The following is a 22,285-nucleotide window of genomic DNA, read 5'->3' as shown; positions in this document are numbered from 1 at the left end:
CGCCAGGGCGTAGCTGTCCGGCAGGAGGACGTCGCCATGGCCAGCCACCTGCGCCATTTCTCGATCAACGCCGACGACATCGACCGCGGGCGGCGCTTCTACCAGGCGGTGTTCGGGTGGAGGTTCGAGCCGTGGGGACCGCCCGGCTTCTTCATCGACGAGGACACCGGCCGTGGGGTGAGCGCTGCGGTCCAGGGCCGTCATTCGATCGGCGGCGAGGCCATGCCGGGAATAACGATCACTTTCGCCATCGACGACATCCCCGCGACCGTCGCCGCGATCGGGGCCAACGGCGGAGCCATCATCACGCAGCCGAGCGTCATCGAGGGGGTCGGCGAGCTCATCTATTTCAAGGACAGCGAGGGCAACGTCGCCGGCGCCATGAAGTACGTGAACCCGCCGCGGCAGCCATGAGCGTGCTCTCGGATCCGAAACTGCAGGGGCTGATCGATCGCCTGCAGGCGAAGAGCCGGGCGCAGGAGGCCGAGACGAGCGCGTGGTTCTCAGAGCGGGCCAAGAAGGGCGAGCTCTCCTGGGACGGCTTCGATGACAAGTCGCACCGCTTCATGGCCGACAAGCTGGTGGCGCTGGAGCCCGCCAAGGCCGAGTTCTGCTACCTGACCTGCCGCGCGCTCATGGCCCGCCGCGTGGTGGAATGCGGCACCTCGTTCGGCGTCTCGACCCTCTATCTGGCGGCTGCGGTGCGCGACAACGGCGGCGGGATGGTGATCGGCACAGAGCACGAGGCCGCGAAGGCCGCCGCCGCCCGGGAGAATTTCGCCGCCGCCGGCCTCGCCCAGTTCATCGATCTGCGCGAGGGCGACCTGCGCGAGACGCTGAAGGACGTGGGCGGCGCGGTCGACTTCGTCCTGCTCGACATCTGGACCGAGATGGTGGTCCCGGCGCTGACGCTGATCGGCCCGCGCCTGCGCGAAGGCGCGGTGATCGTCGCCGACAACACCGCGAGCTCGCACCGCGGCTACGAGGCCTTCTTCGCTTGGCTCGCCGATCCCGCCAACCGCATGCGCCACATGACCCTGCCGTTCGACGGCGGGCTGGAGATGTGCGTCCGGAGCTGACCGCGGGTCAGCTGGTCGAGCCGCCGTCGATGACCATGGTCTGGCCGGTAATCCAGGAGCCGGCCCTGGAAGCCAGGAACACCGCCGCGCCGGCGATGTCGTCGGGTTCGCCCAGCCGCCGCAGCGGCGTGCCGGCGCTGGAGCGCCGCTCGCCCTCGGGCGTGTCCCAGAGCGCCCGGGCGAAGTCGGTCTTCACCAGCCCCGGGGCGATGCAGTTCACCCGGATGTTCGAGGGGCCGAGCTCCTGGGCGAGATTGCGGGCGAGCTGCATGTCGGCGGCCTTGGAGATGCAGTAGGCGCCGATCACCGTCGAGCCGCGCAGGCCGCCGATCGAGGAGATGATGATGATCGCCCCGTCCTTGCGCGCCTTCATCTCCGGCGCGGTGAGCTGGATCAGCCAGTTGTTGGCGACGATGTTGTTGGAGAGGATCTTGTTGAACGCCTCGTCGGTGATGTCGAGCTGGCTGCCATAGAACGGGTTCGAGGCGGCGTTGCAGACCACGATGTCGATCTTGCCGAAGGCGGAACGGGTCTCCTCCACGAGCCGGGTCAGGTCTTCCTTCGAGGAGATGTTGGCGGGTACGGCGATGGCGTGGCCCGCCCGCTTGGCGTTGATCGAGGCCGCCACCTCCTCGCAGGGACCCGCCTTGCGCGAGGAGATCACCACCTTCGCGCCATGCTCGGCCATGCGCTCGGCGATCGCCTTGCCGATGCCGCGGGAGGAGCCGGTGATGATCGCGACCTTGCCGGTCAGGTCGAACAGCTCGCCCGTCTGCTGGCCGGCCCTATCCATCACCTCGCTCATCGCGTGCTCCCGTGAAACGGTTGTTTGAGTGTGCGGCCATTTGCGGCGCGGCCGCAGGCGAGGTCAAGACGATCGCCGGCCGCCGCCCGCCGGCGTTACGGTCTTGCGGGAACCCGCGGGGGCCAATAACTGCAAGGGACAATCTCCGCTGCGAGGTCGCGGCGCCGTAGGCGCCCCCGGTCGCGGCCTGCCCCAAGGAGCGCTCATGACCCAGTGGCGAGTCTGGCTGGACGACGAAGACCCCGAAGAAGAGGAGAAAGGCCGCCTGCCCGACCTGCCGATGACCGCCGGGCCGGTGCAGAACGCGCTGTTCAAGTCGCGCACCGTGCTGGTGTTCGGGGAGATCGACATGCGGCTGGCCGAGCGGGTCACCGCCCAGATCACCGCGCTCGCCTCGGAAAGCGACCAGCCCATCCGGATCATCATCAACTCGCCGGGCGGACACGTGGAAAGCGGCGACACGGTGCACGACATGATCCGCTTCTGCGGCGCGCCGGTGAAGGTGATCGGCACCGGTTGGGTGGCGAGCTCCGGCGCCCACATCTTCCTGGGCGCAGAGAAGGAGAACCGCCTCTGCCTGCCCAACACCCGCTTCCTGCTGCACCAGCCCACGGGTGGGGTTCGCGGCCAGGCTTCGGACATCGAGATCGAGGCCGAGGAGATCATCAAGATGCGCGAGCGGGTGAACCGGATCATCGCGCGCGAGACCGGCCAGACCCTTGAGCGGATCGACAAGGACACCCAGCGGAACTTCTGGATGAGCGCCGAGGAGGCTGTCGCTTACGGCATCGTCTCGCGGGTCATCCACCACATCGGCGAGGCGTGAGGTGCGGAACGGTCCTCCCCCACGGGGGGAGGCGGCCCGGAGGGCCGGAGGGGGTTTCATTCGCAGCGGAGGGCCTCGTGGGCTTCAACCCCCCCAGTCGCTTCGCGACGGCTGCCCCTGAGGAGGAGCAACGGTGAGCGCCGCCTCCAGTCCCTGGTGGCGGGGCGCGGTCCTCTACCAGATCTATGTGCGCTCGTTCTTCGACGCCGACGGCGACGGGCACGGCGACCTGGCCGGCGTCGAGGCCAGGCTCGACTACATCAAGGCGCTGGGGGTGGACGGGATCTGGCTGTCGCCGATCCATCCCTCGCCGAACCGCGACTGGGGTTATGACGTCGCCGACTTCGAGGACGTTCAGCCCGACTACGGCGCCGCAGCCGACTTCGAGCGGCTGCTGGCGAGCGCGCATGCCAAGGGGCTGAAGGTGCTCCTGGACGAGGTGCTCTCGCACACCTCCGACGAGCATCCCTGGTTCGTGGAGAGCCTGACCGGGGGCCGGGACGGGCCCAAGGCGGACTGGTACGTCTGGGCGGACCCGAAGCTGGACGGGACCGCCCCAAACAACTGGCTTTCGGTGTTCGGCGGCCCCGCTTGGGCCTACCAGCCCGCCAGGCGCCAGCACTACCACCACAAGTTCCTGCGCCAGCAGCCGAAGCTGAACTGGCGCAATCCGGATGCCCGCGAGGCCGCGCTCTCGGTGCTCGATTTCTGGCTCGACAAGGGGGTCGACGGCTTCCGCCTCGATGTCGCCGGCACCTACCTGCACGACCCGGCGCTGAGCGACAATCCGGCGACGCCCATGGCCGAGCGCACCGGGCGCGACTGGAGCCATGCGGGCAACCTGCAGCGGCACCTGCACGACGCCAACCTCCCCGAGAACGCCGAGATGCTGGACCTCATCCGGCGACGGGTGGAGGCGCACGGCGAGCGCTTCGTGTTCGGGGAGTTCTCCGAGGAGGAGGCGCGGTGCGGCGCCTATCTGGCGCCCGAGGCGGGGCTGCATTCGGCCTACACCTTCGTCATGCTGCTCGCCCGCAGGCTCGCGCCGGACTTCGTCAGGGCGCACTATGCGACGCTCGCCGAGCATCCGGGCCACTGGCCGACCATCGCGCTGTCGAATCACGACGTGCCGCGCACCGTCTCGCGCTTCGGCGGGGAGAATCCGCCGCCGGAGCTGGCGAAGCTGATGTTCGCCCTGCTCGTCTGCCTGAGGGGCACGACCATCATCTACCAGGGGGAGGAGCTGGGGCTGCCCCAGGCGAAGCTGCGGCGCGACCAGCTGAGGGATCCGGTGGGCGACCTCTACTGGCCCTACACCGGCGGGCGCGACGGCTGCCGCACGCCGCTGCCCTGGCGGGCGGACGCACCGAACCTCGGCTTCACGACCGGGACGCCCTGGCTGCCGGTGGCCAAGGAGCATGCCGGCCTCACCGTCGCAGCGCAGGAGGGGGATCCCGACTCCATGCTGACCTTGGCCCGCGCGATCATCGCCCTGCGCAAGGACTCGGCGGCGCTGAGCCGCGGCGACATCGCGTTCCTCGACACGGCCGATCCGGTGCTCGCCTTCATGCGCACGGCCGGCGACGAGCGCATCGCCTGCGTGTTCAATTTCTCGGGCGCGCCCGTCGCTCCCACCATCCCGGCGCTAGCGGACGCGAAGATGCTGCCGGTGGGCGCCGGCGAAGCCGAGCTGCGCGGAGCCTCCCTGGGCCTCGCCCCCTACGCGGCGGCGGTTCTCGCGGTCTAAGGCGTGGCCGGGATGGGCTGCAGGCTGAAGAAGATCGGATTGCCGGTCACCGGATCGCGGTCCTGCCAGGTGTCGCCGAGCTTGCGGCCCGGGCCGAGGTTGCAGTAGCGCTTGGCCCCGTCGCCGGCGGGGGGCGGGGTCTTCTGCTCGGTGCAGAGCTTGCCGTCCTCAACGGACCACTCCCCGGTGACGTCGCCGTCCGAGCCGGTCTGCGTGTAGGTGTGGTCGGGCGCGAGATAGCGATCGGCGTGCCAGCCCTGGAAGTTGTCGATCTCCAGCCGCGATCCGATGAACGGCTGCACGCCCTCGTCGGCGGACGCAGGCTGCCCCTGCGCGGCGGACGGGCCGGCGAGCGCCAGGCCGACCAGGGTGATCACGAGCAGGCGCATCGGCGGGCGGCTCCCTAATCCGCGAGCTTGACCAGCATCTTGCCGATGTTCTCGCCCTGCATCAGGCCGACCATGGCGTGCGGCGCCTCGGCGATCCCGTCCAGCACCGTCTCGCGCCACTTGATCTTGCCGGTCCTCAGCCACTCGCGCATGTCGCTCTCGAACTGCGGACGCAGGTGCATGAAGTCGGTGGCCACGAAGCCGCGGAGATTGATCCGGCCGTAGATGATGTTGGAGAGGTTGTAGACCGGCGTGCGGGCGCCTGCGTTGTTGTAGCCGGAGATCATGCCGCAGACCGCGACCCGGCCGAGGCTGTTCATGTTGGCGAGCGCCGCGTCGAGATGCTCGCCGCCCACGTTGTCGAAATAGACGTCGACGCCCTTGGGCGCCGCCGCCTTGAGGCCCTGGCGGATCGGCGTCGTCTTGTAGTTGATCACCGCATCCAGCCCGGCCTCGTCGCGCAGCCAAGCGGCCTTTTCGTCGGAGCCCGTCGAGCCGATCACGTAGCAGCCCTTGATCTTGGCGATCTGGGCCGCGACCGAGCCCACCGCGCCGGCCGCCGTGGAGACGAAGGCCTGCTCGCCCGCCTTCAGCTTGCCGATTTCGAGCAGGCCGCCATAGGCGGTGAAGCCGGTGCCGCCCAGCACCGACATGTAGGCGGTGAGCGGAACGCCCGGCTCCGGCTCGAGCTTCTGCAGGCCGCGCGCCTCGGAGACGGCGTACTCTCGGAAGCCCAGCGGGTTGCGCACCAACTCGCCCTCGGCGAAGGCCGGAGTCTTCGACTGCACGATCCGCCCGAGCGCGCCGCCGGACATCGCCTGGCCGAGCTCATAGCCGTTGGCGAGCCTTGGCCGCATCGCCGGATCGACCGACATGTAGAGCTGCTGGATCAGCACCTGGCCGTCCGCGATCTCCGGCAGGGGCGCCTCGACGAGCTTGAAATCGTCCAGGGCCGGCGGGCCGTCCGGGCGTTTCGCCAGGTGGATCTCGCGGTTTGTCCGGCTCATGAGACCGTCCTCTCGTCGTGCTGCAGCGGTCGGCCAATGTGACGTCGGGCTCCCGGCGGGGCAAGCTGAGCCCGCGCGCCCTTCCGAGTCGGCGGGCGGGAGGCTACAGGGGAGCCCATGCCAGACGGCGAGGCCAAGAGCGTGCGCAGCGAGAGCCGGTTCGGCCAGGGTTTCGTGACCGACATCTGGTACTTCGCCGCGCTGGCGTCGGACCTCAAGCCCGGTCGCCTCGCCCGCTATGAGATCCTTGGCCAGCCGGTGCTGCTGGGCCGCTCGAGAGCCGGGCGGCTGTTCGCGCTTCGCGATATCTGCCCGCACCGCGCCGCGCCGCTTTCGGCCGGCCGCTTCCATCGCGAGGCGTCCGGCGCCGAGACGGTGGAGTGCCCCTACCACGGTTGGCGGTTCGGCGCGGACGGCGCCTGCGCGGCGATCCCGTCGCTGGTCGAGGACCAGGCCTTCGATGTCGCGCGCATCCGCGTGCGCAGCTCTCCGGTCGCGGAGAGCCAGGGGCTGGTGTTCGTCTGGATAGCCGGCGAGGCGCGCGGCGAGGCCGAGCCCGACCAGCCGCCGCCGGTCTTCCCGGGCGTGGTGGGCGGCCGACCGAGGCTCGTCGACCGCATGGAGTTCGACGCCCACATCGACCACGCCGTGGTCGGCCTGATGGACCCGGCGCACGGGCCCTACGTGCACCAGCAGTGGTGGTGGCGCTCCAAAGCCAGCCAGCACGAGAAGGCCAAGCGCTTCGAGCCGCGCGAGGCCGGCTTCGCCATGGTGCGGCACGAGCCCTCGAAGAACTCCCGCGCCTACGCCATCCTGGGCGGCGAGCCGCTGACCGAGATCACCTTCCGCCTGCCCGGTCTCCGCTGGGAGCACGTGACGGTCGGCAAGCGCCAGGTGCTGTCGCTGACCTGCCTGACGCCTATCGACGAGCGCAGGACGCGGATCACCCAGATCGTCTGGTCCGACCACCCGGCGTTCGTCTTCCTCAAGCCGTTCATCGCCGCCGGCGCGCGCGCCTTCCTGCGGCAGGACGGGGCGATGGTGAACCTGCAGAACCGTGGCCTGAAGTACGATCCGCCGCTGCTGTGGGTCGACGACGCCGACAAGCAGGCCAAGTGGTACCATCAGTTGAAACGCGAGTGGGCCGCCAGCCGCCGGGAGCGGCGCGCGCTGGTCAACCCCGTGGAGCCGGCGACCCTGCGCTGGCGGAGCTGAACTGAGGCCCCGGCGTGCGACCGCGCGTTGCTAGCCGACGTGAGCAACAGGGCTCCTGCAATCGTCCGGTTCGTGGCGGCGATGGCGGTCGTCATCCTGGCGCTGGTCGTGCGCCCGCCCGTGAGGCCGCTCGCGGGTTGCAGAGCCCGGGTCCGCACCCCTAGGGTGCCCCATGGCCAGCTTTAGCACGCCCGACGGGGTCACCCTCGCCTACGACGACATCTCCCCGGCCGGCGGCGGTGATCGGACGATCGTGCTGCTGCACGGCTTCACGTCGAACAAGCACGAGGGCTGGCGCCGGACCGGCTGGTACGGCGCCTTCGAGCGGCGCGGCATCCGCGTGGTGGGGCTCGACCAGCGCGGCCACGGCGAGAGCGCCAAGCTCTACGAACCGGAGGCCTATACGCGGAGCAAGCTGGCGGGCGACGTGATCGCCCTCCTCGACCACCTCGGCCTCCCGGCGGCGGACCTGTTCGGCTACTCCATGGGCACGCGCACGGCGATCCAGGTCGCGATCCAGGCGCCGCGGCGGGTCACGAACCTGATCCTGGGCGGGGTGGGCGGCAAGCTGCTGGAGCCCGCCGAGCGCCCGGCCAGCAATCCCATGGCCGAGGCCATGCTGACGGAGGATCCGGAGACCATAGCGCAGCCCATGCTGCGCAGCTTCCGCCAGTTCGCCGACGAGCAGGGCGAGGACCGCAGGGCGCTCGCCGCCTTCGTCCAGGCGCAGAACCCGCCGCTCGACATCGAGGCGTTGCGCGCCCTGCCGATGCCGGTGCTGGTGATCGCCGGGCAGCGCGACCAGGGCGCAGGCGATCCGGAGGACCTGGCGCGCATCTTCCCGCACGGGCATGGCCTGACGGTCGCCGGCTGCGACCACTTCTCGGCCATCCCGCACGCGCTCACCAAGGCGGGCGTCTTCGACTTCCTGGACGGGATCCTGGACGATCCGTTCCCGGACCGGCTTTAGCCCGCGGCCGTGAAGATCCAGCCGTCGGGCAGGCTCGACAGCTGGACGTTCCGCAGGATCATCTCGTCGCCGCCGCCCATGTCGATGACCGTGTCGGCGCCGACCTGACTCAGCGTGAAGCTCGTGCCGGCGTCCAGCAGCACGTGGTCGCCCTTGGCGGCGCTGAAGCCAAGGACGATGTCGATCCCCGCGCCGGAGAAGGTGTGGAAGGTGTCCGCGCCCGCCCCGCCCTGGATGGTGTCAGAGCCGCGGTCGCCGGACAGGAACTCGGCGCCGGAGCCCGCGACCATCGAGTCGTCGCCCTGGCCGCCGCGGATGATCTCGCCCGAGCCCGCGCCCACCAGCGTGTCGTTGCCGAGGTTGCCGTAGAGGATGTTGTTGTCCGCGTGGCTGGCGATGGAATCGTTGCCCTGGCCGCCGACCAGCCACTCCCCGACCAGCGAGTGGCCGATGATGGTGTCCTCGCCCTTGTTGCCGTTGATATCGTTGAAGCCGGTCCCGCTGGTGATGGAATCGTTGCCATCGTTGCCGCGCAGGAAGTTCGACCCGTCCGCGCCGGTGATGGTGTCGGCGCCGGCTAGCCCATCGATGGTGTCGCCGCCGCTCTTCCCGATCAGGACGTCGCTGCCGCTGGTGGCTATGTCCTGCGGTGCGCTGCCGGCCTGGCTGAACTCGACGGTGTAGCTGCCGGCGTAGCCGTCGGCGAAGGCGCCGGCGTCGATGTAGTAGGTGCCGCCGGATGGCGCGGTGAACACGATCCGCGAGTCCGGCTGGCTCCCGTCGACGATGTCGTCGTTCGAGACGATCGAGAGGCCGGTGGAATCGTGCAGCCGCAGGAAGGGGTCCGCGAGCGTGCCGCCGCCTCCGAAGTGGCCGACCAGGTTGATCGTATAGGTGATGCCCTGCTGCAGGGCGACGATGAAGAAGTCATGGTCGCCGGCCTGCTGCAGCGCCCCGGTCGCCGAGCCGTTCAGGGCCACGTGGCCGAAGGGCGTGATGTCGGAGACGCTGCTCGCGAACTCGTCGGCCGCAGGGGTGAACGGCGCGGAATTCCAGCCCAGGATGTCGAGCACCTGCAGGTCTGTGGCCGAAAGCGTTCCCGGGGAGTTGGGGCCGCCGGGGCCGAAGGCGTCGCCGACGGTGTGGTCCCAGTCGCCGAGGTCGAAGCCGTCGTCCTTGCCGGTCGCGTCGACCGCGTTGTGGAAGGCGAAGCTCGTCACATGGTTGGCGTCGACGCCGAAGAAGGTGGGGACGCCGTCCGAGCCGCCCGTGAAGTCGCGCACGCCCTGGGCGTTGAAGCGGAACAGGTCGAGCGGCGCCCACTGCGTGCCCTGGAAGCCGAGGCTGCCGATCCGCCCGAAGGCGCCTTCGGTGATCTCGTGCTCGATCGCGCCGATCGCGTCCTGGCCGAACGACCAGGAGAGGTCGCTGTTCAGCGTCACCGTCACGTCGAGGCTGTTGGTCTGCACCGCCAGGCCGAGGATGCGCGCCTCGGAGGTGGGGATCGCAAAGCCCACGCCGTTGGAGGGATCGACGGGCGGCAGACCGTTCACCGCCAGCTGATCGTCGGCGCTCATCGCATGCAGGCGCAGCGCCGTGACGTAGGCGTCATAGCTCACCGAAACGGTGTCGAAGGCGTTCTGGGCGGCGAACTTGGAGCCGAGCGACTTGAGGCCGAAGCTGACGCCAATGGTCACCGAGTTGGTGAAGTGGCTCTGCAGCTCGTGCTCGGCCGCGACGATCGCGGTTCGGTAGGCGTCGCTGACGTTGGCGTCGTAATAGTTGATGAACACGAGGCCGCTGCCGGCCTGGGTCACGCTCTCCGGCGCGATCGCCATCGCTTCACTCTCTCAGCCCGACGTCCCCCGGGGCGCAAAGGACGGCGGATCGGTCGCGCTTGTCAATCGCTGCGGATGAATCGCCGCAGGGAAATCGCCTCAGGCCTGCACGAAGGAATAGGCGCCGCCCTTCTCCAGCGCGGTCCGGTACTGCGGCCTGGCCTGGAAGCATTTCACCCAGGCTTTGATGTTCGGATAGCCGTCGAGCCGGTTGAACGCGCCCAGCACCTCGCCCACGAAGCTCATCTGGACGTCGGCCGCCGAAAGCTCGCCCAGCAGCCACTCGCGGCCCTCGAGCGCGCCCTCCACGTACGTCATGTGATTGGCGATCTCGCTCTCGATCCGCGCGTGCAGCGGCTGTCCCGCCTCGCCGAGTCGGCTCACGTACATCAGCATGAGCAGCGGCAGCATCGCCGAGCCCTCGGCGTAGTGCAGCCACTGGAGGTAGGTCTCGTAGGCGTCGGACCCGAGCGCCGGGGCGAGCCGCCCGCCGCCGTGGCGGCGGATAATGTAGTCGATGATCGCCCCGCTCTCGTGCACGACCCGCTCGCCGTCGGTGATCACCGGGCTCTTGCCGAGCGGATGGACCGCCTTGAGCTCGGGGGGTGCGAGCCGCGTCTGGGCGTCGCGCTGATAGCGCTTGATCTCGTAGGGAACGCCGAGCTCCTCGAGCAGCCAGAGGATGCGCTGCGACCGGGAATCATTGAGGTGGTGGACGACGATCATGGGCTGAGCTCCCGCAGAACGGCGTCAGCAAAGCTCCGCCGCGCCGGCGAAGGCAAGCGCCGATGTCAGCGCGGCCGGAACCCCTCGGCGATCAGCGCGACGCGCCGGTCCATGACCTCGGTCATGGCCTTGGCGTCGGCGCCGTGCGTGACCACCAGCCGGTACGTCCAGCCATAGGCGGCGAGCAGCACGTCGATGATGTCCTGGATGTCGCGCGCCGGGTCGACCTCGCCGTCGGCGACGCCCTTCGCCAGGCAATCCCGGAGCAGGTCGATGAGGCGCTGGTTGGTCCCGAACGGTCGCGCGGTGGCCGGCAGCGTCCAGTCGTAGGCCGCCGCGATGTGCGAGAGGAACAGCTTCGAGCGCGTCGCCTCGAAGGCGAAGAAGACGCCGAAGATCGAGCGCAGCCGGTCGGCCGTCGTGCCGCGGATATGCGGGACCACGCGGTCGAGCTCGGCGTAGAGGCCGTCGAGCCGAGCCGCCATCACCTGGCTCAGGATCTCGCCCTTGGAGGCGAAGTTGGTGAACACGCTGCCCACCGCGACGCCGGCGTGACGGGCGATCTCGCGGATCGTCGTGCCCTGGTAGCCCTGGCTGTCGAACAGCTCGCGGGCGGCGTCGAGCACGCGGTTTCGGGTGGCTTCCTTCTGCGTCTGGCGCAGGCTTGGCGGCCGGGCCTCCGCCGCCGGGCGGCGGGGGCTCCGTCCAACGACGCGGCGGGGGACGTTGAGCTCCGCGGTCATGGCGAGGTCGGCGGGGGTTACCCGCGGCGGGCTCCGGCCAGGATGATGCGGATCTGGTCGCGGGCGCGGCCCTGCAGGGCCTCCAGGCTCCAGCCCTCGAAGATCGCCTGCGGGTAGTTGGAGAGATAGGCGTCGAACAGCATCTGGGTGCGCAGCTTGATCTCGGCTTCCTGGCGCAGCTCCCCGCGATCGATGCCGAGCGCCAGCTGCTCGGCGATCAGCTCGAGAATCTCGGCCACCTTGGGCGCCCCGCGCAGCGCCGGCCCGTCGTCCGGAGACCAGGACACGCTGAACGCCGCCCGGGCGAGCGGCAGCTGGGTCTTGTAGAAGGCGTAGCCCGCGGCGAACATCTTCTGCAGGGCGTCCTCCGCGCCGCGGCCGCGGGCGGCCGCCTCGCGCATGGCCTCGGCCAGCTGCGCCATGTCCTGGGCCATGATCTCGCGGAACAGGTCCGACTTGTCGCTGAAATTGGCGAACACCGCGCCGGTGGACATTCCGGCGGCCGCCGCGATATCGCGGATGGTGGCGCCCTCATAGCCGTGCTCGGAGAACAGCCGGCGGGCCGCGGCCAGCACCTTGGCGCGGGTCTGCTGCTTGGCCAGCGCCCGGCGCGTGGGCATCTTCACGCTCGCCTCGCCGGCGGCTTGGATCGGGGAGATGTGCTTCATTCATATCGACGGCTGGGCCGTCCTCTCGCCTCGTCCGCGCGACAGAACGAGGTCTGTTGAACGTGTTCAAATACCCGGTTACGCGATTCCGGGCGACCTGCGAACGCGGCGCTCGACGAACAGGCGATCAGCCCGAGTCTTGCGCCGGAAGCAAGGTCCTTGGCGGGTCAGCGCCGAATCGGTCGGAAGATGGACGCGAGTCGGCGAATTACGGTGGTTGAACATGATCAGCGAGGCCGCCGTCAAGGCCAAAAAGCCCCAGTCTGGTGGCGGCCCGGGCCGCGCGGGCCTAAACTCCGGCGATGGACGTCTTCAGCTATCTGATCCCGGTCTCGCTGGCCGCGGTGGCCGCCGTGCTCGCGTTCGGCATCTACGCCCTGTTCCGGGGCGGCGACTTCGGCCGCTCCTATTCCAACAAGCTGATGCGGCTGCGGGTGCTGATGCAGGCCATCGCGATCGCCGTCCTGGTGGCCGCCTTCTGGTGGCGGAGCCGGACCTGAGGCCGCCATGGTGACGCTCAACCGCATCTACACCCGCGCGGGCGACGCCGGGGCGACGCGGCTGGCCAACGGCCGCAAGGTCAGCAAGGCGGACCCGCGCGTCGAGGCCTACGGCGCGGTCGACGAGGCGAACGCCTGCCTGGGCCTGGCGCGGCTGCACACCGCCGGCGCGGGCGCGCTCGATGACGCGCTCGCCCGCATCCAGAACGAGCTCTTCGATCTGGGCGCCGACCTCGCGACCCCGGCGAAGCGCGGCGAGCGGGACGGCGAGGTGCTGCGCATGAGCCAGGCCCAGGTCGCCCGCCTGGAGGGCGAGATCGACGCGCTCAACGGCGTCCTGCCGAAGCTCGAGTCCTTCGTGCTGCCGGGCGGGACTCCCGCCGCCGCCGCCCTGCACCTGGCGCGCACCGTCTGCCGCCGGGCCGAGCGCGAAGCGGTGCGCCTCGCCGAGGCCGGCGAGGCGGTCAGCCCGACGGCGCTCAAGTACCTGAACCGGCTCTCGGATTTCCTGTTCGTCGCCGCCCGCGTGGCCAACGACCGCGGCGCCGCGGAGGTGTTCTGGAAATCGGGCGCGACCCGCTAGACGCTACTTTTTCCGGGCGGGGGTCTGCGGCGCGGGGTTGCCGGTCGCCGGCGGCAGGCGGCCGATGGCGCGCAGGGCCTCTTCCTTGGCCTTGGGATTGTCGATGATCCGCCCGGTGATGTCGGAGATCAGCACCGGCTGGGCGCAGACGCGCTCGGAGCCGTCCCACCATTTGTGCGCCGCCTCGCAGTTCTTGCGCGGCAGCACCCAGCCGAACTGCCAGACCGCGAGGACGACGTTCAGGACGAGGAAGACGCCGACGAAGATGATCTTCAGGCGCTCGATGGTCGGGTTCATGGGAGCGTTTTAGAAATTCGGGGGCGGGCTGGCTAGCCGGGCCTCGCGGCCAATTTGCGGCGCCTGCGAACCCCGGCGGCTTGCAATGCGCGCGGGAACCGTTATTGCCCCCATCGACCGATTTTTCCGCAATGCAAATTCGAGGCGCCGGCGAGCTATGAAGGTGTTGGTCCCGGTCAAACGGGTGATCGATTACAACGTCAAGGCGCGGGTGAAACCCGACCAGTCGGGCGTCGACCTGGCCAATGTGAAGATGTCCATGAACCCCTTCGACGAGATCGCCGTCGAGGAGGCGGTGCGGCTGAAGGAGAAAGGCGCCGCCACCGAGGTCGTCGCCGTCTCGATCGGCGTGCAGCAGGCGCAGGAGACGCTGCGCACCGCGCTCGCCATGGGCGCCGACCGCGCGATCCTCGTGCAGACGGACCAGGATCTCGAACCGCTCGCCGTGGCCAAGGCGCTGAAGGCGGTGATCGGCGAGGAGAGCCCGGATCTGGTGATCGCCGGCAAGCAGGCGATCGACGGCGACAACAACGCCGTGGGCCAGATGCTGGCGGCGCTGCTCGAGTGGCCGCAGGCGACGTTCGCCTCGGCCATCGAGGTCGCCGGCGGCAAGGCCAAGGTGACGCGCGAGGTCGACGGCGGCCTGCAGACGCTCGAACTCGACCTGCCGGCCGTGGTCACCGCCGACCTGCGCCTCAACGAGCCGCGCTACGCGAGCCTGCCCAACATCATGAAGGCCAAGAAGAAGCCGCTGGACGTGAAGGACCTCGCCTCGCTCGGCATCGATGCGGCTCCTCGCCTGAAGGTGGTCAAGGTGACCGAGCCGCCGAAGCGCGGCGGCGGCGTCAAGGTGGAGACTGCGGCCGACCTGGTCATGAAGCTGAAGAACGAAGCGGGGGTGCTCTAGATGGCCGTTCTCGTCATCGCCGATCACGACAACGCCACCCTGAAGGAGGACACCGCCAAGACGGTGACCGCCGCCCAGAAGCTGTCCAACGAGGTCGACGTGCTGGTGGCCGGCCAGGGCTGCAAGGCCGTGGCCGAGGCGGCCGGCAAGATCGCGGGCGTCCGCAAGGTGCTGCTGGCCGAGAGCGCCGAGCTGGGCCAGGGGCTGGCCGAAGCGTTCGAGGCGCTCGTCGTCCCGCTGATGGCGAACTACGACGCGGTGCTGACGCCGGCGACCTCGCAGGGCAAGAACTTCTCGCCGCGCATCGCCGCCAAGCTCGATGTGGCGCAGATCTCCGACGTCATCGAGATCGCCGACAGCGGCACGTTCGTGCGGCCGATCTACGCCGGCAACGCGCTGGAGACCGTGCAGTCGTCCGATGCGAAGAAGGTGCTGACCGTGCGGCCCACCGCCTTCAAGGCGGCTGGCGAGGGCGGCTCTGCGGCGGTCGAGACGATCGCCGCGCCGGGTGCGCCCGCCAAGACGCACTTCGTCGACCAGAAGCTGGTGAAGAGCGAGCGTCCGGAGCTGACCGCCGCCAAGATCGTGGTCTCCGGCGGCCGCGCCATGGGCTCGGCCGAGGAGTTCCAGCGGGTCATCGAGCCCCTGGCCGACAAGCTGGGCGCAGCGGTCGGCGCCTCGCGCGCCGCGGTGGACGCGGGCTATGCGCCCAACGACTACCAGGTGGGCCAGACCGGCAAGGTGGTCGCGCCGGAGCTCTACGTCGCGATCGGCATCTCCGGGGCCATCCAGCACCTGGCCGGCATGAAGGATTCCAAGACCATCGTGGCGATCAACAAGGATCCCGACGCGCCGATCTTCCAGGTCGCCGACTACGGCCTGGTGGCGGACTACAAGACCGCCGTTCCGGAGCTGATGAGCGAGTTGGCCAAGGTCGGGAAGTAGCGTCCGCGCCCCGCACGAAAGAAACAGGGGCGGCTCCGCGAGGAGCCGCCCCTTCCATGAGGAGCCGGCGCGTAGGCTGGGGAGGATCGCGCCTGTCCGCTCACGGAGTCCTTGCGTCCGCGAAGGCCTCGTTGGTGACTTCGAGCATGACGTTGGCGCCCAGCAGGTCGGCGGGCACGGCGTCGACGTGCATCTGCTGCAGGGCCTCACGGATGCGCGCGTCGGCCTCGGACGAGCCGGAAGAGCGGAGCACGCGGACCGCGGAGACGTAGCCGCGCGAGTCCACGCTGAAGCGGATCCGCGCGGCGCCCGCGATGCTGACGCCGGAGTCGGCCAGGCGGGCGTTGGCCTCGCCTGGTTCGCGCCTGTGGGGCTGGACGCCCCGCCGCCGGAAGGCCTGGTGTTCGACGATTCCCTTCTCGCGCTCGAAGCGGCGGCGCAGGGACTGGGCGTGGCGCTGGCGCGCAGCTTCCTGGTCGAGCCGGCGCTCGCCAGCCGGCGGTTGGTGCGTCTGGGCGGACGCGAGATCGCCAGTCCCCGCGGCATCTTCGTGGTCTGGCGCGGCGACAGCCGCAAGCTCGGGCGCATCCACCGCCTGCGCGATTGGCTGCTGGCGGAGGCGGCGGTCGAACGCGCCGAGCGTCTGTCCCGCGCTTCGGCGAACTCCAGACTGCTCGCCGTTGGAAAGTGAGGGGCGGCCCTGGCCAGGGCCGCCCCTTCATCGAGCGGATCTGTTGGGGCGGATCCGTCTCGGAGGTTCGCGCTCTCAGCGGGCGTGCGCCGCCTCCAGGCCGGCCGGCGCGAGCTCGAGCGTGAGCTGGGCGCCGATCAGGCCGGTCGGCGGCTCGCCGACATTCAGGCGCTTCAGCGCCCGCTCGACGGCGTAGTCGTTGTCGCGCGAGCCGGATGAGCGAACCACATGCAGTCCCGAGATCAGGCCGTCGGCCGAGATCGTGCCGCGGACCTCGGTGTCGCCCGTGGGAGCGACCCCGGCCGAGGCGAGCTTGGCGTCCGCCGCCGCCTGGGCGTGGTCGACGAAACTCTGCACCTCGCGATCAAGGGCGAGGGCAGGCGCGGAGGCGGCCAGGAAGGCGGCCGCGCCCAGCATGAGAAGCTGCGCTTTCATGGCGAGAAGTCCCTGTTTTTGCTGCTCAAGAGATGCGGCGCCGCTACGGCCTAGATAGGCTCTGCCCACCGCGGCTGCGAACGATAGTTGCTGCGTCGAGTTGTTAGCTGGGCTCACAAGTTCACTTGCACCGCCGAGCTTCGGACCTACCTAGGCGAGGTGAAGCGCCTTCCGCCATTTTTCGCCCTGCGCGCCCTCGAGGCGGCCGCACGGCATCGCAGCTACAGCCGGGCCGCGAAGGAGCTTGCGGTGACCCACGGCGCGGTCAGCCAGCAGATCCGCAAGCTGGAAGCCGAGCTCGGCGCGCGTCTGTTCGACCGCCGGGGCAACGACATGGCGCCGCGCCCGGAGGCGCTCCGGCTCGCCGAGGCGGTCGCCCGGGCCATGGGCATCCTGCACGAGGCCGTGGCCGAATTCTCCGGCGCCGCCGAACACGATCCCCTGGTGGTCAGCTTGGAAACCCAGTTCGCCGCCCGCTGGCTTCCGCCGCGGCTGCCCCGCCTCCTGGCGCACCCGGCCGGGACCAACATCAACCTCTTGCCGGAAGACCGGGTCGCAGACCTGACCGCCGACGGCGTGGACATGGCGATCCGTTACGGCGCCGGCCATTGGGCGGGCCTGGAGAGCGCCTGCCTTTTCACCGAAACCATCATCCCGGTCTGCAGTCCCGAAACGCTCAAGGCCCATCCCGTCGCGCATTGGCAGGACCTCCTCAAGGCGCCGCTGGTGCACCACCGCGGTCGGCCGTGGGGCATGTGGTTCGAGACCTTCGGCCTGAATGCCCCGCCGCTCCGCGGGCCGGTGTTCGAGGATTCCGGCCTGCAGGTGGAAGCGGCGGTCCGCGGCCTGGGGTTCGCCCTCGTCCGCAACGGCCTGGTTGAGGCCGAGATCGCGGACGGCCGGCTCGTCCGGCCGCTTGAGGGCGCGGTCGCCTCGAAGTTCGGCTACTTCGTCGTCTGGCGGCCGGACAGCCGCAAGCTCGTGCGCATCCATGCGCTCCGTGACTGGCTGCTCGCGGAGGCCGAAGCCCTCAGCGTCCGGGGCTCCCGACCGGCCTAGCTTCGCCGTTTTCGCTGCGGCGCAGCAAAGGACTTGCCGCGTGCGGGTGAACGGGTGTTAGAAATCCCACCCCTGCGGGCGGCGCGCTGACCTTTGCGCCGGCCCGCGCATCGAGGCTTCGCCGGATGGTTCAAATCAAGCGGGTCGGCGTGATCGGCGCCGGCCAGATGGGGACGGGCATCGCCCATGTCGCGGCGCTCGGCGGCTACGAGGTCCTGCTGCACGACGTCTCCCGCGAGCGGATCGACGCGGGCCTGGAGACCGTCAAGCGCAACCTGAGCCGTCAGGTCGTGCGCGGGATGATCGATCAGTCGGCCATGGACGCGGCCCTGCAGCACATCACGCCCGCCGAGGAGCTGCAGCAGGTCGGCGGCGCGGACCTCGCCATCGAGGCGGCGACCGAGGACGAGCAGGTCAAGAAGACGATCTTCAAGGCGCTGGGGCCGCACCTGGGCCCCAAGACCCTGCTCGCGTCCAACACCTCCTCGATCTCGATCACCCGCCTGGCCTCGGCCACCGACCGCCCCGAGAAGTTCATCGGCCTGCACTTCATGAATCCGGCGCCGATCATGAAGCTGGTGGAGATCATCCGCGGCATCGCCACCGACGCCGAGACCTACGACACCGCCGTCGCCTTCGCCCAGTCGCTCGGCAAGAGCACGGCGAATTCCGAGGATTTCCCCGCCTTCATCGTCAATCGGATCCTGGTGCCGATGATCAACGAGGCGATCTACACGCTCTATGAAGGCGTCGGCACGGTGGAGGCGATCGACACCGCCATGCGGCTGGGCGCCAACCATCCGATGGGCCCGCTCGAGCTCGGCGACTTCATCGGCCTCGACACGGTGCTGTCGATCATGAACGTGCTTTACGACGGCCTGTCGGATTCCAAGTACCGGCCCTGCCCGCTGCTCGTGAAGTACGTCGAGGCCGGCTGGCTCGGCCGCAAGGCCGGCCGCGGCTTCTACGACTACCGCGGCGAAACGCCGGTGCCGACGCGCTAGCGGCTGCGGCCTTTAATCCATTCGACTTCCGCAGATTCCGCATCCGATACTCGAAGGGTGATTCGGGATGGCGGGACCATGCGGCGTCTCACGCTTGCGCTACTCGTTGCGACCTACCTGTGCCTTTCGCTGATCCTGGCGCTGACGCTGTGGCGGTACGGCGGCGGCTGGGGCGCGGGCGTGGCCGCGCTGGTCGGCGGACTGGGCCTCTGTTTCGCCTTCCACGGCCTGATCGAGCGGACGCTGGAGACCGGCGCGGTGCGCGGCGAGATCGAGGCGGTGCGAGAGGCCCACAAGATCCTCATCGACCAGGTGGAGCTGCTCGACCAGCGGGTCACCGAAGTCGCCGAGACGGTGGCCGGCGAAGCCATGCGCCGCTCGCAGGCGCTCGCCGACGAGGTCCACATGCTGGAGGACCTGGTGGAGCGCATGGCGCGGCAGCTGGCGGAGCACGGCGGCGCCGCGGTGTTCGGCCATCCCACCGGCGAGACGCCCAGGCCCTCGGGCGCGCTGTTCGAGACGGTGCGGGCCGCGCTCACCGACAACCGCGTCGACCTCTACCTGCAGCCGATCCTCGCCCTGCCGCAGCGCAAGATCGTCTTCTACGAGAGCTTCTCGCGGCTGCGCGACGAGAGCGGGCGCGTGCTGATGCCGGCCGAGTACCTGGCGGTCGCCGAACCGGCGGGCCTGGTCACCGCCATCGACAACCTGCTGCTGTTCCGCTGCGTGCAGATCGTGCGCCGCCTCGCCAAGCAGGACCGCAAGATCGGCATCTTCTGCAATGTCTCGATGGCGAGCCTGGCGGACGAGAGCTTCTTCCCGCAGTTCCTGGATCTGCTGAGCGCCAACCGCGACCTCGCCGGCGCGCTGATCTTCGAGCTCGGCCAGAAGGCCTTCGAGGCCCGCGGCTCGATCGAGGCGCGCAACATGGCCAAGCTCGCCGACCTCGGGTTCCGCTTCTCGGTGGACAAGGTGGGCGACCTCGACTTCGACCTGCAGGACCTCGCCCGCTCGGACGTGAAGTTCATCAAGGTCGCCGCCGAGCACCTCCTGGAGGAGCTCACCGAGGTGGACGGCCGGCTGGTCCTGCGCTCCTTGCCCGACCTGGCGGCGGAGGATTTCGCCGCGCTCACCCGCCGCTATGGCATCGAGGTGATCGGCGAGAAGGTGGAGAGCGAGCGCCAGGTGGTCGACGTCCTCGATCTCGGCATCGCCTATGGGCAGGGCCACCTGTTCGGCGAGCCGCGGGCGATCAAGGAAGCCGTCCTCGCCGAAGCCGACCCGCCCTCCGCGTACCTGCGCCCGCAGTTCCAGCGCCGCGCCGTCGCCGGGGCCGCCTAGCCGCCCTTCCAGCGAGAGATTGACCGGCTCGTGCGCGCCGGTTAGCCCGCCCCATGACCTCCCCGAAACTCGTGGCCGGCCTCGCGGCGCTGGCGGACCGCTATGACGTGCTGCTCTGCGACGTCTGGGGGGTGATCCACAACGGGCGGGAGGCGTTCCCGGTCGCCTGCGAGGCGCTGGCCCGTTATCGCGCGCAGGGCGGTGAGGTGGTGCTGGTCTCCAACTCGCCGCGGCCGAACGCCCAGGTGATCGCCCAGATGGACGCGCTCGGCGTGCCGCGGGAGGCCTGGTCGCTGATCGTCACCTCGGGCGACGCCACCCGCAAGCTGCTCGCGCAGCGTGCGCCGGGCCCGGCCTGGAAGCTCGGGCCCGAGCGCGACGATCCCCTGTATGACGGCCTCGGCCTCGCGTTCGCGGCCCTGGACCAGGCGCGGTTCATCGCCTGCACCGGTCCGTTCGACGACGAGCGGGAGACGCCGGAGGACTATCGCGAGCGGTTCCTGGCGGCGATCGCCCGCGGCCTGCCGATGATCTGCGCCAATCCCGACATCGTCGTGCAGCGGGGCGAGAAGCTGATCTACTGCGGCGGCGCGCTCGCCCAGCTCTACGAGGCCCTCGACGGCCAGGTGTTCATGGCCGGCAAGCCGCATGCGGCGATCTACGAGCTGGCGCTGGCCAGGGCCGCCGAGCGGCGGGGCGGCCCGATCGAGCGGGGCCGCGTGCTCTGCGTCGGCGACGGCCCGCGCACGGACCTCCGCGGCGCCAATGCGCAGGGCCTGGATGCGCTGTTCATCGCCAACGGCATCCACGGGCCGGAAATCCTGGCGAGCGGCGGCATCGATCCGGCGATGATCGACCACGTGTTCGAGACCGAGGGGGTGGCCGCCGCCTACGCCATGGCCGACCTGGTCTGGTGAGCGGCGCGCATCGTCGCTAAGTGAGACACGGCCGGGAGGACGGACGAAGCGTGCAGCAGGGATTCTACTTCGACGAGCTCAGCCTCGGCCAGTCGGCGGAGCTGACCCGCACCGTCGGCGCGCGCGACCTCGAGGCCTTCGCCGAGGTCTCCGGCGACACCAACCCGGTGCACCTGGACGACGCCTACGCCCGCACCACCACCTTCGGCGGCCGCATCGCCCACGGCATGCTGTCGGCCGCCTTCATCTCCGCGGTGCTGGGGACCAAGCTGCCAGGGCCCGGCGCGATCTACCTGTCGCAGAGCCTGCGCTTCCGTCGGCCGGTGCGGATCGGCGACGAGGTGACCGCCCGCGCCATCGTCAAGGCGCTCGACGCCAAGCGCGGGCACGTGACGCTGGAGACGGTCTGCCTGGTCTCCGGCAAGGCGGTGCTGGAGGGCGAGGCCCTGGTCCTGGCCACGAAGCGCGCATGAGCCGCGTCCGCGTCATCCACGGCTGGAAGAACCTGGCCGCATCGGACCGCGGCGCGGCGGTGGCCATGGGCAACTTCGACGGCATCCACCGCGGCCACCAGAAGGTCATCGCGCTCGCCGCCGAAGCGGCCCGCGAGCTCGCCTGCCCGCTGGGCGTGATCACCCTCGACCCGCACCCCCGCGTCTACCATCGCCCGCACGAGCCCGCCTTCCAGCTGATGAAGCGCGACCAGCAGGCCCGCGCGCTTGAGGCCCTGGGCGTCGACATCCTCTACGTGCTGCCCTACGGCGAGCTCGCCGAGGTGAGCGACCGCGACTTCGCCGCGCGCGTGCTGCACGAGGGCCTGGGCGTGCGTCACGTGGCGCTGGGCTTCGACAACTCCTACGGCAAGGACCGCACCGGCACGCCCGAGAGCATGCGCCAGTACGGCAAGGAGCTCGGCTTCGGGGTCTCGGTGGCGGCCGAGGTGACCGACGTCCACGGCGAGAAGTTCTCCTCCACCGCGGTGCGCGAGGCGCTGCGCGAGGGCCGACCGGACGAGGCCGCGCGGATCCTCGGTCGCCCGTTCGCCATCGAGGGCGAGGTGCAGCGCGGCCGCCAGCTCGGCCGCAAGCTCGGCTACCCCACCGCCAACGTCGGGCTCGACGACTACGTGGTCCCGAAGTTCGGAGTCTACGCCACCCGCACACGGCTGCCGGACGGCCGCAAGCTGCCGGGCGTCGCCAACATCGGCGTCAACCCGACCGTCGATGGCGTGATCGAGCCGCGCCTGGAGGTCTGGCTGTTCGACTTCGACGAGGACATCTACGACCAGGTGATCGAGACCGACCTCGCGCACTTCCTCCGCCCCGAGCTGAAGTTCGACAGCCTCGACGCCATGGTCGTCCAGATCGACGCCGACGTCCGCGAGGCCAAGGCGAAGCTGGGCGTCTGAGCCGAAGCACCGCATGCTCGGATCGAGCGATTCGCCTCGGCGGAGTTCATGCGAACCATCTTCCTTGTCGGCACGGCCTATTCCGGCTCGACCGCGCTCAGCCGCGAGTTCGCCCGCGACCCGCGGATCGACATGATGGGCGAGCTCGACCGGCTGTCCGTGTTCCAGCCGTGGTCGGGCCATGT

The 22,285-nt window shown here is 69.9% G+C and carries 27 protein-coding genes; 17 read left to right on the top strand and 10 right to left on the bottom strand.

What is annotated here, in order from left to right:
• Positions 1-36 precede the first annotated feature (36 nt).
• Entirely contained in the window at positions 37-414 is a 378-nt protein-coding gene (locus tag Q0W60_RS12550; RefSeq protein WP_297696080.1) for a VOC family protein, read from the top strand.
• Entirely contained in the window at positions 411-1,079 is a 669-nt protein-coding gene (locus tag Q0W60_RS12545; protein WP_297696078.1) for a class I SAM-dependent methyltransferase, read from the top strand. The genes Q0W60_RS12550 and Q0W60_RS12545 overlap by 4 nt, the downstream gene beginning before the upstream one ends.
• Before the next feature lie 7 nt (positions 1,080-1,086).
• Here the strand turns inward: Q0W60_RS12545 and Q0W60_RS12540 are convergent, their stop codons facing one another.
• Entirely contained in the window at positions 1,087-1,872 is a 786-nt protein-coding gene (locus tag Q0W60_RS12540; protein WP_297696096.1) for an SDR family oxidoreductase, read from the bottom strand.
• A 217-nt stretch (positions 1,873-2,089) separates the two neighbouring features.
• Here Q0W60_RS12540 and Q0W60_RS12535 point away from each other — a divergent pair, with 217 nt between their 5' ends.
• The gene (locus tag Q0W60_RS12535; protein ID WP_297696076.1) at positions 2,090-2,710 is read left to right on the top strand and encodes an ATP-dependent Clp protease proteolytic subunit; all 621 of its coding nucleotides are present in this window, start codon (positions 2,090-2,092) and stop codon (positions 2,708-2,710) included.
• A 133-nt stretch (positions 2,711-2,843) separates the two neighbouring features.
• Positions 2,844-4,457, top strand: coding sequence for an alpha-glucosidase family protein (locus Q0W60_RS12530; protein WP_297696074.1), 1,614 nt, complete (start codon positions 2,844-2,846; stop codon positions 4,455-4,457).
• Here Q0W60_RS12530 and Q0W60_RS12525 read toward each other — a convergent pair.
• Both Q0W60_RS12525 and Q0W60_RS12520 read right to left on the bottom strand, forming a co-directional pair.
• The gene (locus tag Q0W60_RS12525; protein ID WP_297696072.1) at positions 4,454-4,846 is read right to left on the bottom strand and encodes a hypothetical protein; all 393 of its coding nucleotides are present in this window, start codon (positions 4,844-4,846) and stop codon (positions 4,454-4,456) included. The genes Q0W60_RS12530 and Q0W60_RS12525 overlap by 4 nt on opposite strands.
• A gap of 14 nt (positions 4,847-4,860) precedes the next feature.
• Positions 4,861-5,853, bottom strand: coding sequence for an NADP-dependent oxidoreductase (locus tag Q0W60_RS12520; protein WP_297696070.1), 993 nt, complete (start codon positions 5,851-5,853; stop codon positions 4,861-4,863).
• A gap of 117 nt (positions 5,854-5,970) precedes the next feature.
• Here Q0W60_RS12520 and Q0W60_RS12515 point away from each other — a divergent pair, with 117 nt between their 5' ends.
• The gene (locus tag Q0W60_RS12515) at positions 5,971-7,068 is read left to right on the top strand and encodes an aromatic ring-hydroxylating dioxygenase subunit alpha (RefSeq protein WP_297696068.1); all 1,098 of its coding nucleotides are present in this window, start codon (positions 5,971-5,973) and stop codon (positions 7,066-7,068) included.
• Between the two features lie 172 nt (positions 7,069-7,240).
• Positions 7,241-8,038, top strand: coding sequence for an alpha/beta hydrolase (locus Q0W60_RS12510; protein ID WP_297696065.1), 798 nt, complete (start codon positions 7,241-7,243; stop codon positions 8,036-8,038).
• Here Q0W60_RS12510 and Q0W60_RS12505 read toward each other — a convergent pair.
• The 4 genes from Q0W60_RS12505 to Q0W60_RS12490 all read right to left on the bottom strand — a co-directional run bounded on the left by Q0W60_RS12505 (position 8,035) and on the right by Q0W60_RS12490 (position 12,013).
• A complete protein-coding gene (locus tag Q0W60_RS12505; RefSeq protein ID WP_297696064.1) occupies positions 8,035-9,876 on the bottom strand; it encodes an NF038122 family metalloprotease in 1,842 nt (613 codons plus the stop codon). The two genes, Q0W60_RS12510 and Q0W60_RS12505, sit on opposite strands and share 4 nt — an antisense overlap.
• A 99-nt stretch (positions 9,877-9,975) precedes the next feature.
• Positions 9,976-10,602, bottom strand: a complete 627-nt coding sequence (locus Q0W60_RS12500; RefSeq protein ID WP_297696061.1) for a glutathione S-transferase — start codon at positions 10,600-10,602, stop codon at positions 9,976-9,978.
• 65 nt (positions 10,603-10,667) lie between these two features.
• Positions 10,668-11,228, bottom strand: a complete 561-nt coding sequence (locus Q0W60_RS12495) for a TetR/AcrR family transcriptional regulator (RefSeq protein ID WP_297696059.1) — start codon at positions 11,226-11,228, stop codon at positions 10,668-10,670.
• A gap of 134 nt (positions 11,229-11,362) precedes the next feature.
• On the bottom strand, positions 11,363-12,013 hold the full coding sequence (locus tag Q0W60_RS12490) for a TetR/AcrR family transcriptional regulator (protein WP_297696057.1): 651 nt from the start codon (positions 12,011-12,013) through the stop codon (positions 11,363-11,365).
• A 302-nt stretch (positions 12,014-12,315) separates the two neighbouring features.
• Here Q0W60_RS12490 and Q0W60_RS12485 point away from each other — a divergent pair, with 302 nt between their 5' ends.
• Together Q0W60_RS12485 and Q0W60_RS12480 are read left to right on the top strand one after the other, a co-directional pair.
• A complete protein-coding gene (locus tag Q0W60_RS12485) occupies positions 12,316-12,513 on the top strand; it encodes a twin transmembrane helix small protein (protein WP_297696055.1) in 198 nt (65 codons plus the stop codon).
• Between the two features lie 7 nt (positions 12,514-12,520).
• The gene (locus Q0W60_RS12480; RefSeq protein WP_297696053.1) at positions 12,521-13,096 is read left to right on the top strand and encodes a cob(I)yrinic acid a,c-diamide adenosyltransferase; all 576 of its coding nucleotides are present in this window, start codon (positions 12,521-12,523) and stop codon (positions 13,094-13,096) included.
• Between the two features lie 3 nt (positions 13,097-13,099).
• Here the strand turns inward: Q0W60_RS12480 and Q0W60_RS12475 are convergent, their stop codons facing one another.
• Positions 13,100-13,393 (bottom strand): hypothetical protein, encoded by a 294-nt coding sequence (locus Q0W60_RS12475; protein ID WP_297696051.1) that lies wholly within the window; start codon positions 13,391-13,393, stop codon positions 13,100-13,102.
• Between the two features lie 157 nt (positions 13,394-13,550).
• On the opposite strand from Q0W60_RS12475, the gene Q0W60_RS12470 reads away from it, so the two are divergent.
• Together Q0W60_RS12470 and Q0W60_RS12465 are read left to right on the top strand one after the other, a co-directional pair.
• Positions 13,551-14,300, top strand: a complete 750-nt coding sequence (locus Q0W60_RS12470; RefSeq protein WP_297696049.1) for an electron transfer flavoprotein subunit beta/FixA family protein — start codon at positions 13,551-13,553, stop codon at positions 14,298-14,300.
• Complete coding sequence (locus Q0W60_RS12465; protein WP_297696047.1) at positions 14,301-15,245, top strand: electron transfer flavoprotein subunit alpha/FixB family protein; 945 nt, start codon at positions 14,301-14,303, stop codon at positions 15,243-15,245.
• A 100-nt stretch (positions 15,246-15,345) separates the two neighbouring features.
• Here the strand turns inward: Q0W60_RS12465 and Q0W60_RS12460 are convergent, their stop codons facing one another.
• Positions 15,346-15,561: a TonB family protein gene (locus Q0W60_RS12460; protein WP_297696094.1), complete on the bottom strand. Its 216-nt coding sequence runs from the start codon at positions 15,559-15,561 to the stop codon at positions 15,346-15,348.
• Between the two features lie 51 nt (positions 15,562-15,612).
• Between Q0W60_RS12460 and Q0W60_RS12455 the strand changes: the two genes are divergently transcribed.
• A complete protein-coding gene (locus tag Q0W60_RS12455) occupies positions 15,613-15,936 on the top strand; it encodes a LysR substrate-binding domain-containing protein (protein ID WP_366075624.1) in 324 nt (107 codons plus the stop codon).
• Positions 15,937-16,011: 75 nt separating this feature from the next.
• On the opposite strand, the gene Q0W60_RS12450 is transcribed toward Q0W60_RS12455, so the two are convergent.
• Entirely contained in the window at positions 16,012-16,371 is a 360-nt protein-coding gene (locus Q0W60_RS12450) for a TonB C-terminal domain-containing protein (protein WP_297696045.1), read from the bottom strand.
• Between the two features lie 159 nt (positions 16,372-16,530).
• Here Q0W60_RS12450 and Q0W60_RS12445 point away from each other — a divergent pair, with 159 nt between their 5' ends.
• From Q0W60_RS12445 to Q0W60_RS12420, 6 genes are all read left to right on the top strand, one after another.
• The gene (locus Q0W60_RS12445; protein WP_297696043.1) at positions 16,531-17,430 is read left to right on the top strand and encodes a LysR substrate-binding domain-containing protein; all 900 of its coding nucleotides are present in this window, start codon (positions 16,531-16,533) and stop codon (positions 17,428-17,430) included.
• A 125-nt stretch (positions 17,431-17,555) separates the two neighbouring features.
• Complete coding sequence (locus Q0W60_RS12440) at positions 17,556-18,434, top strand: 3-hydroxybutyryl-CoA dehydrogenase (RefSeq protein WP_297696042.1); 879 nt, start codon at positions 17,556-17,558, stop codon at positions 18,432-18,434.
• A 78-nt stretch (positions 18,435-18,512) separates the two neighbouring features.
• On the top strand, positions 18,513-19,775 hold the full coding sequence (locus Q0W60_RS12435) for an EAL domain-containing protein (protein WP_297696040.1): 1,263 nt from the start codon (positions 18,513-18,515) through the stop codon (positions 19,773-19,775).
• Positions 19,776-19,828: 53 nt separating this feature from the next.
• Positions 19,829-20,692, top strand: a complete 864-nt coding sequence (locus Q0W60_RS12430; RefSeq protein WP_297696038.1) for a TIGR01459 family HAD-type hydrolase — start codon at positions 19,829-19,831, stop codon at positions 20,690-20,692.
• A 50-nt stretch (positions 20,693-20,742) separates the two neighbouring features.
• A complete protein-coding gene (locus Q0W60_RS12425) occupies positions 20,743-21,165 on the top strand; it encodes a MaoC family dehydratase (RefSeq protein WP_297696036.1) in 423 nt (140 codons plus the stop codon).
• The gene (locus tag Q0W60_RS12420) at positions 21,162-22,100 is read left to right on the top strand and encodes a bifunctional riboflavin kinase/FAD synthetase (RefSeq protein ID WP_297696034.1); all 939 of its coding nucleotides are present in this window, start codon (positions 21,162-21,164) and stop codon (positions 22,098-22,100) included. The genes Q0W60_RS12425 and Q0W60_RS12420 overlap by 4 nt, the downstream gene beginning before the upstream one ends.
• Positions 22,101-22,285 lie beyond the last annotated feature (185 nt).

It is taken from the genome of Phenylobacterium sp. (assembly GCF_025934275.1).
Taxonomy (GTDB): domain Bacteria; phylum Pseudomonadota; class Alphaproteobacteria; order Caulobacterales; family Caulobacteraceae; genus Phenylobacterium.
The sequence above is the reverse complement of the archived record's forward strand: the minus strand, read 5'-3'. Positions and strand labels throughout refer to the sequence as shown.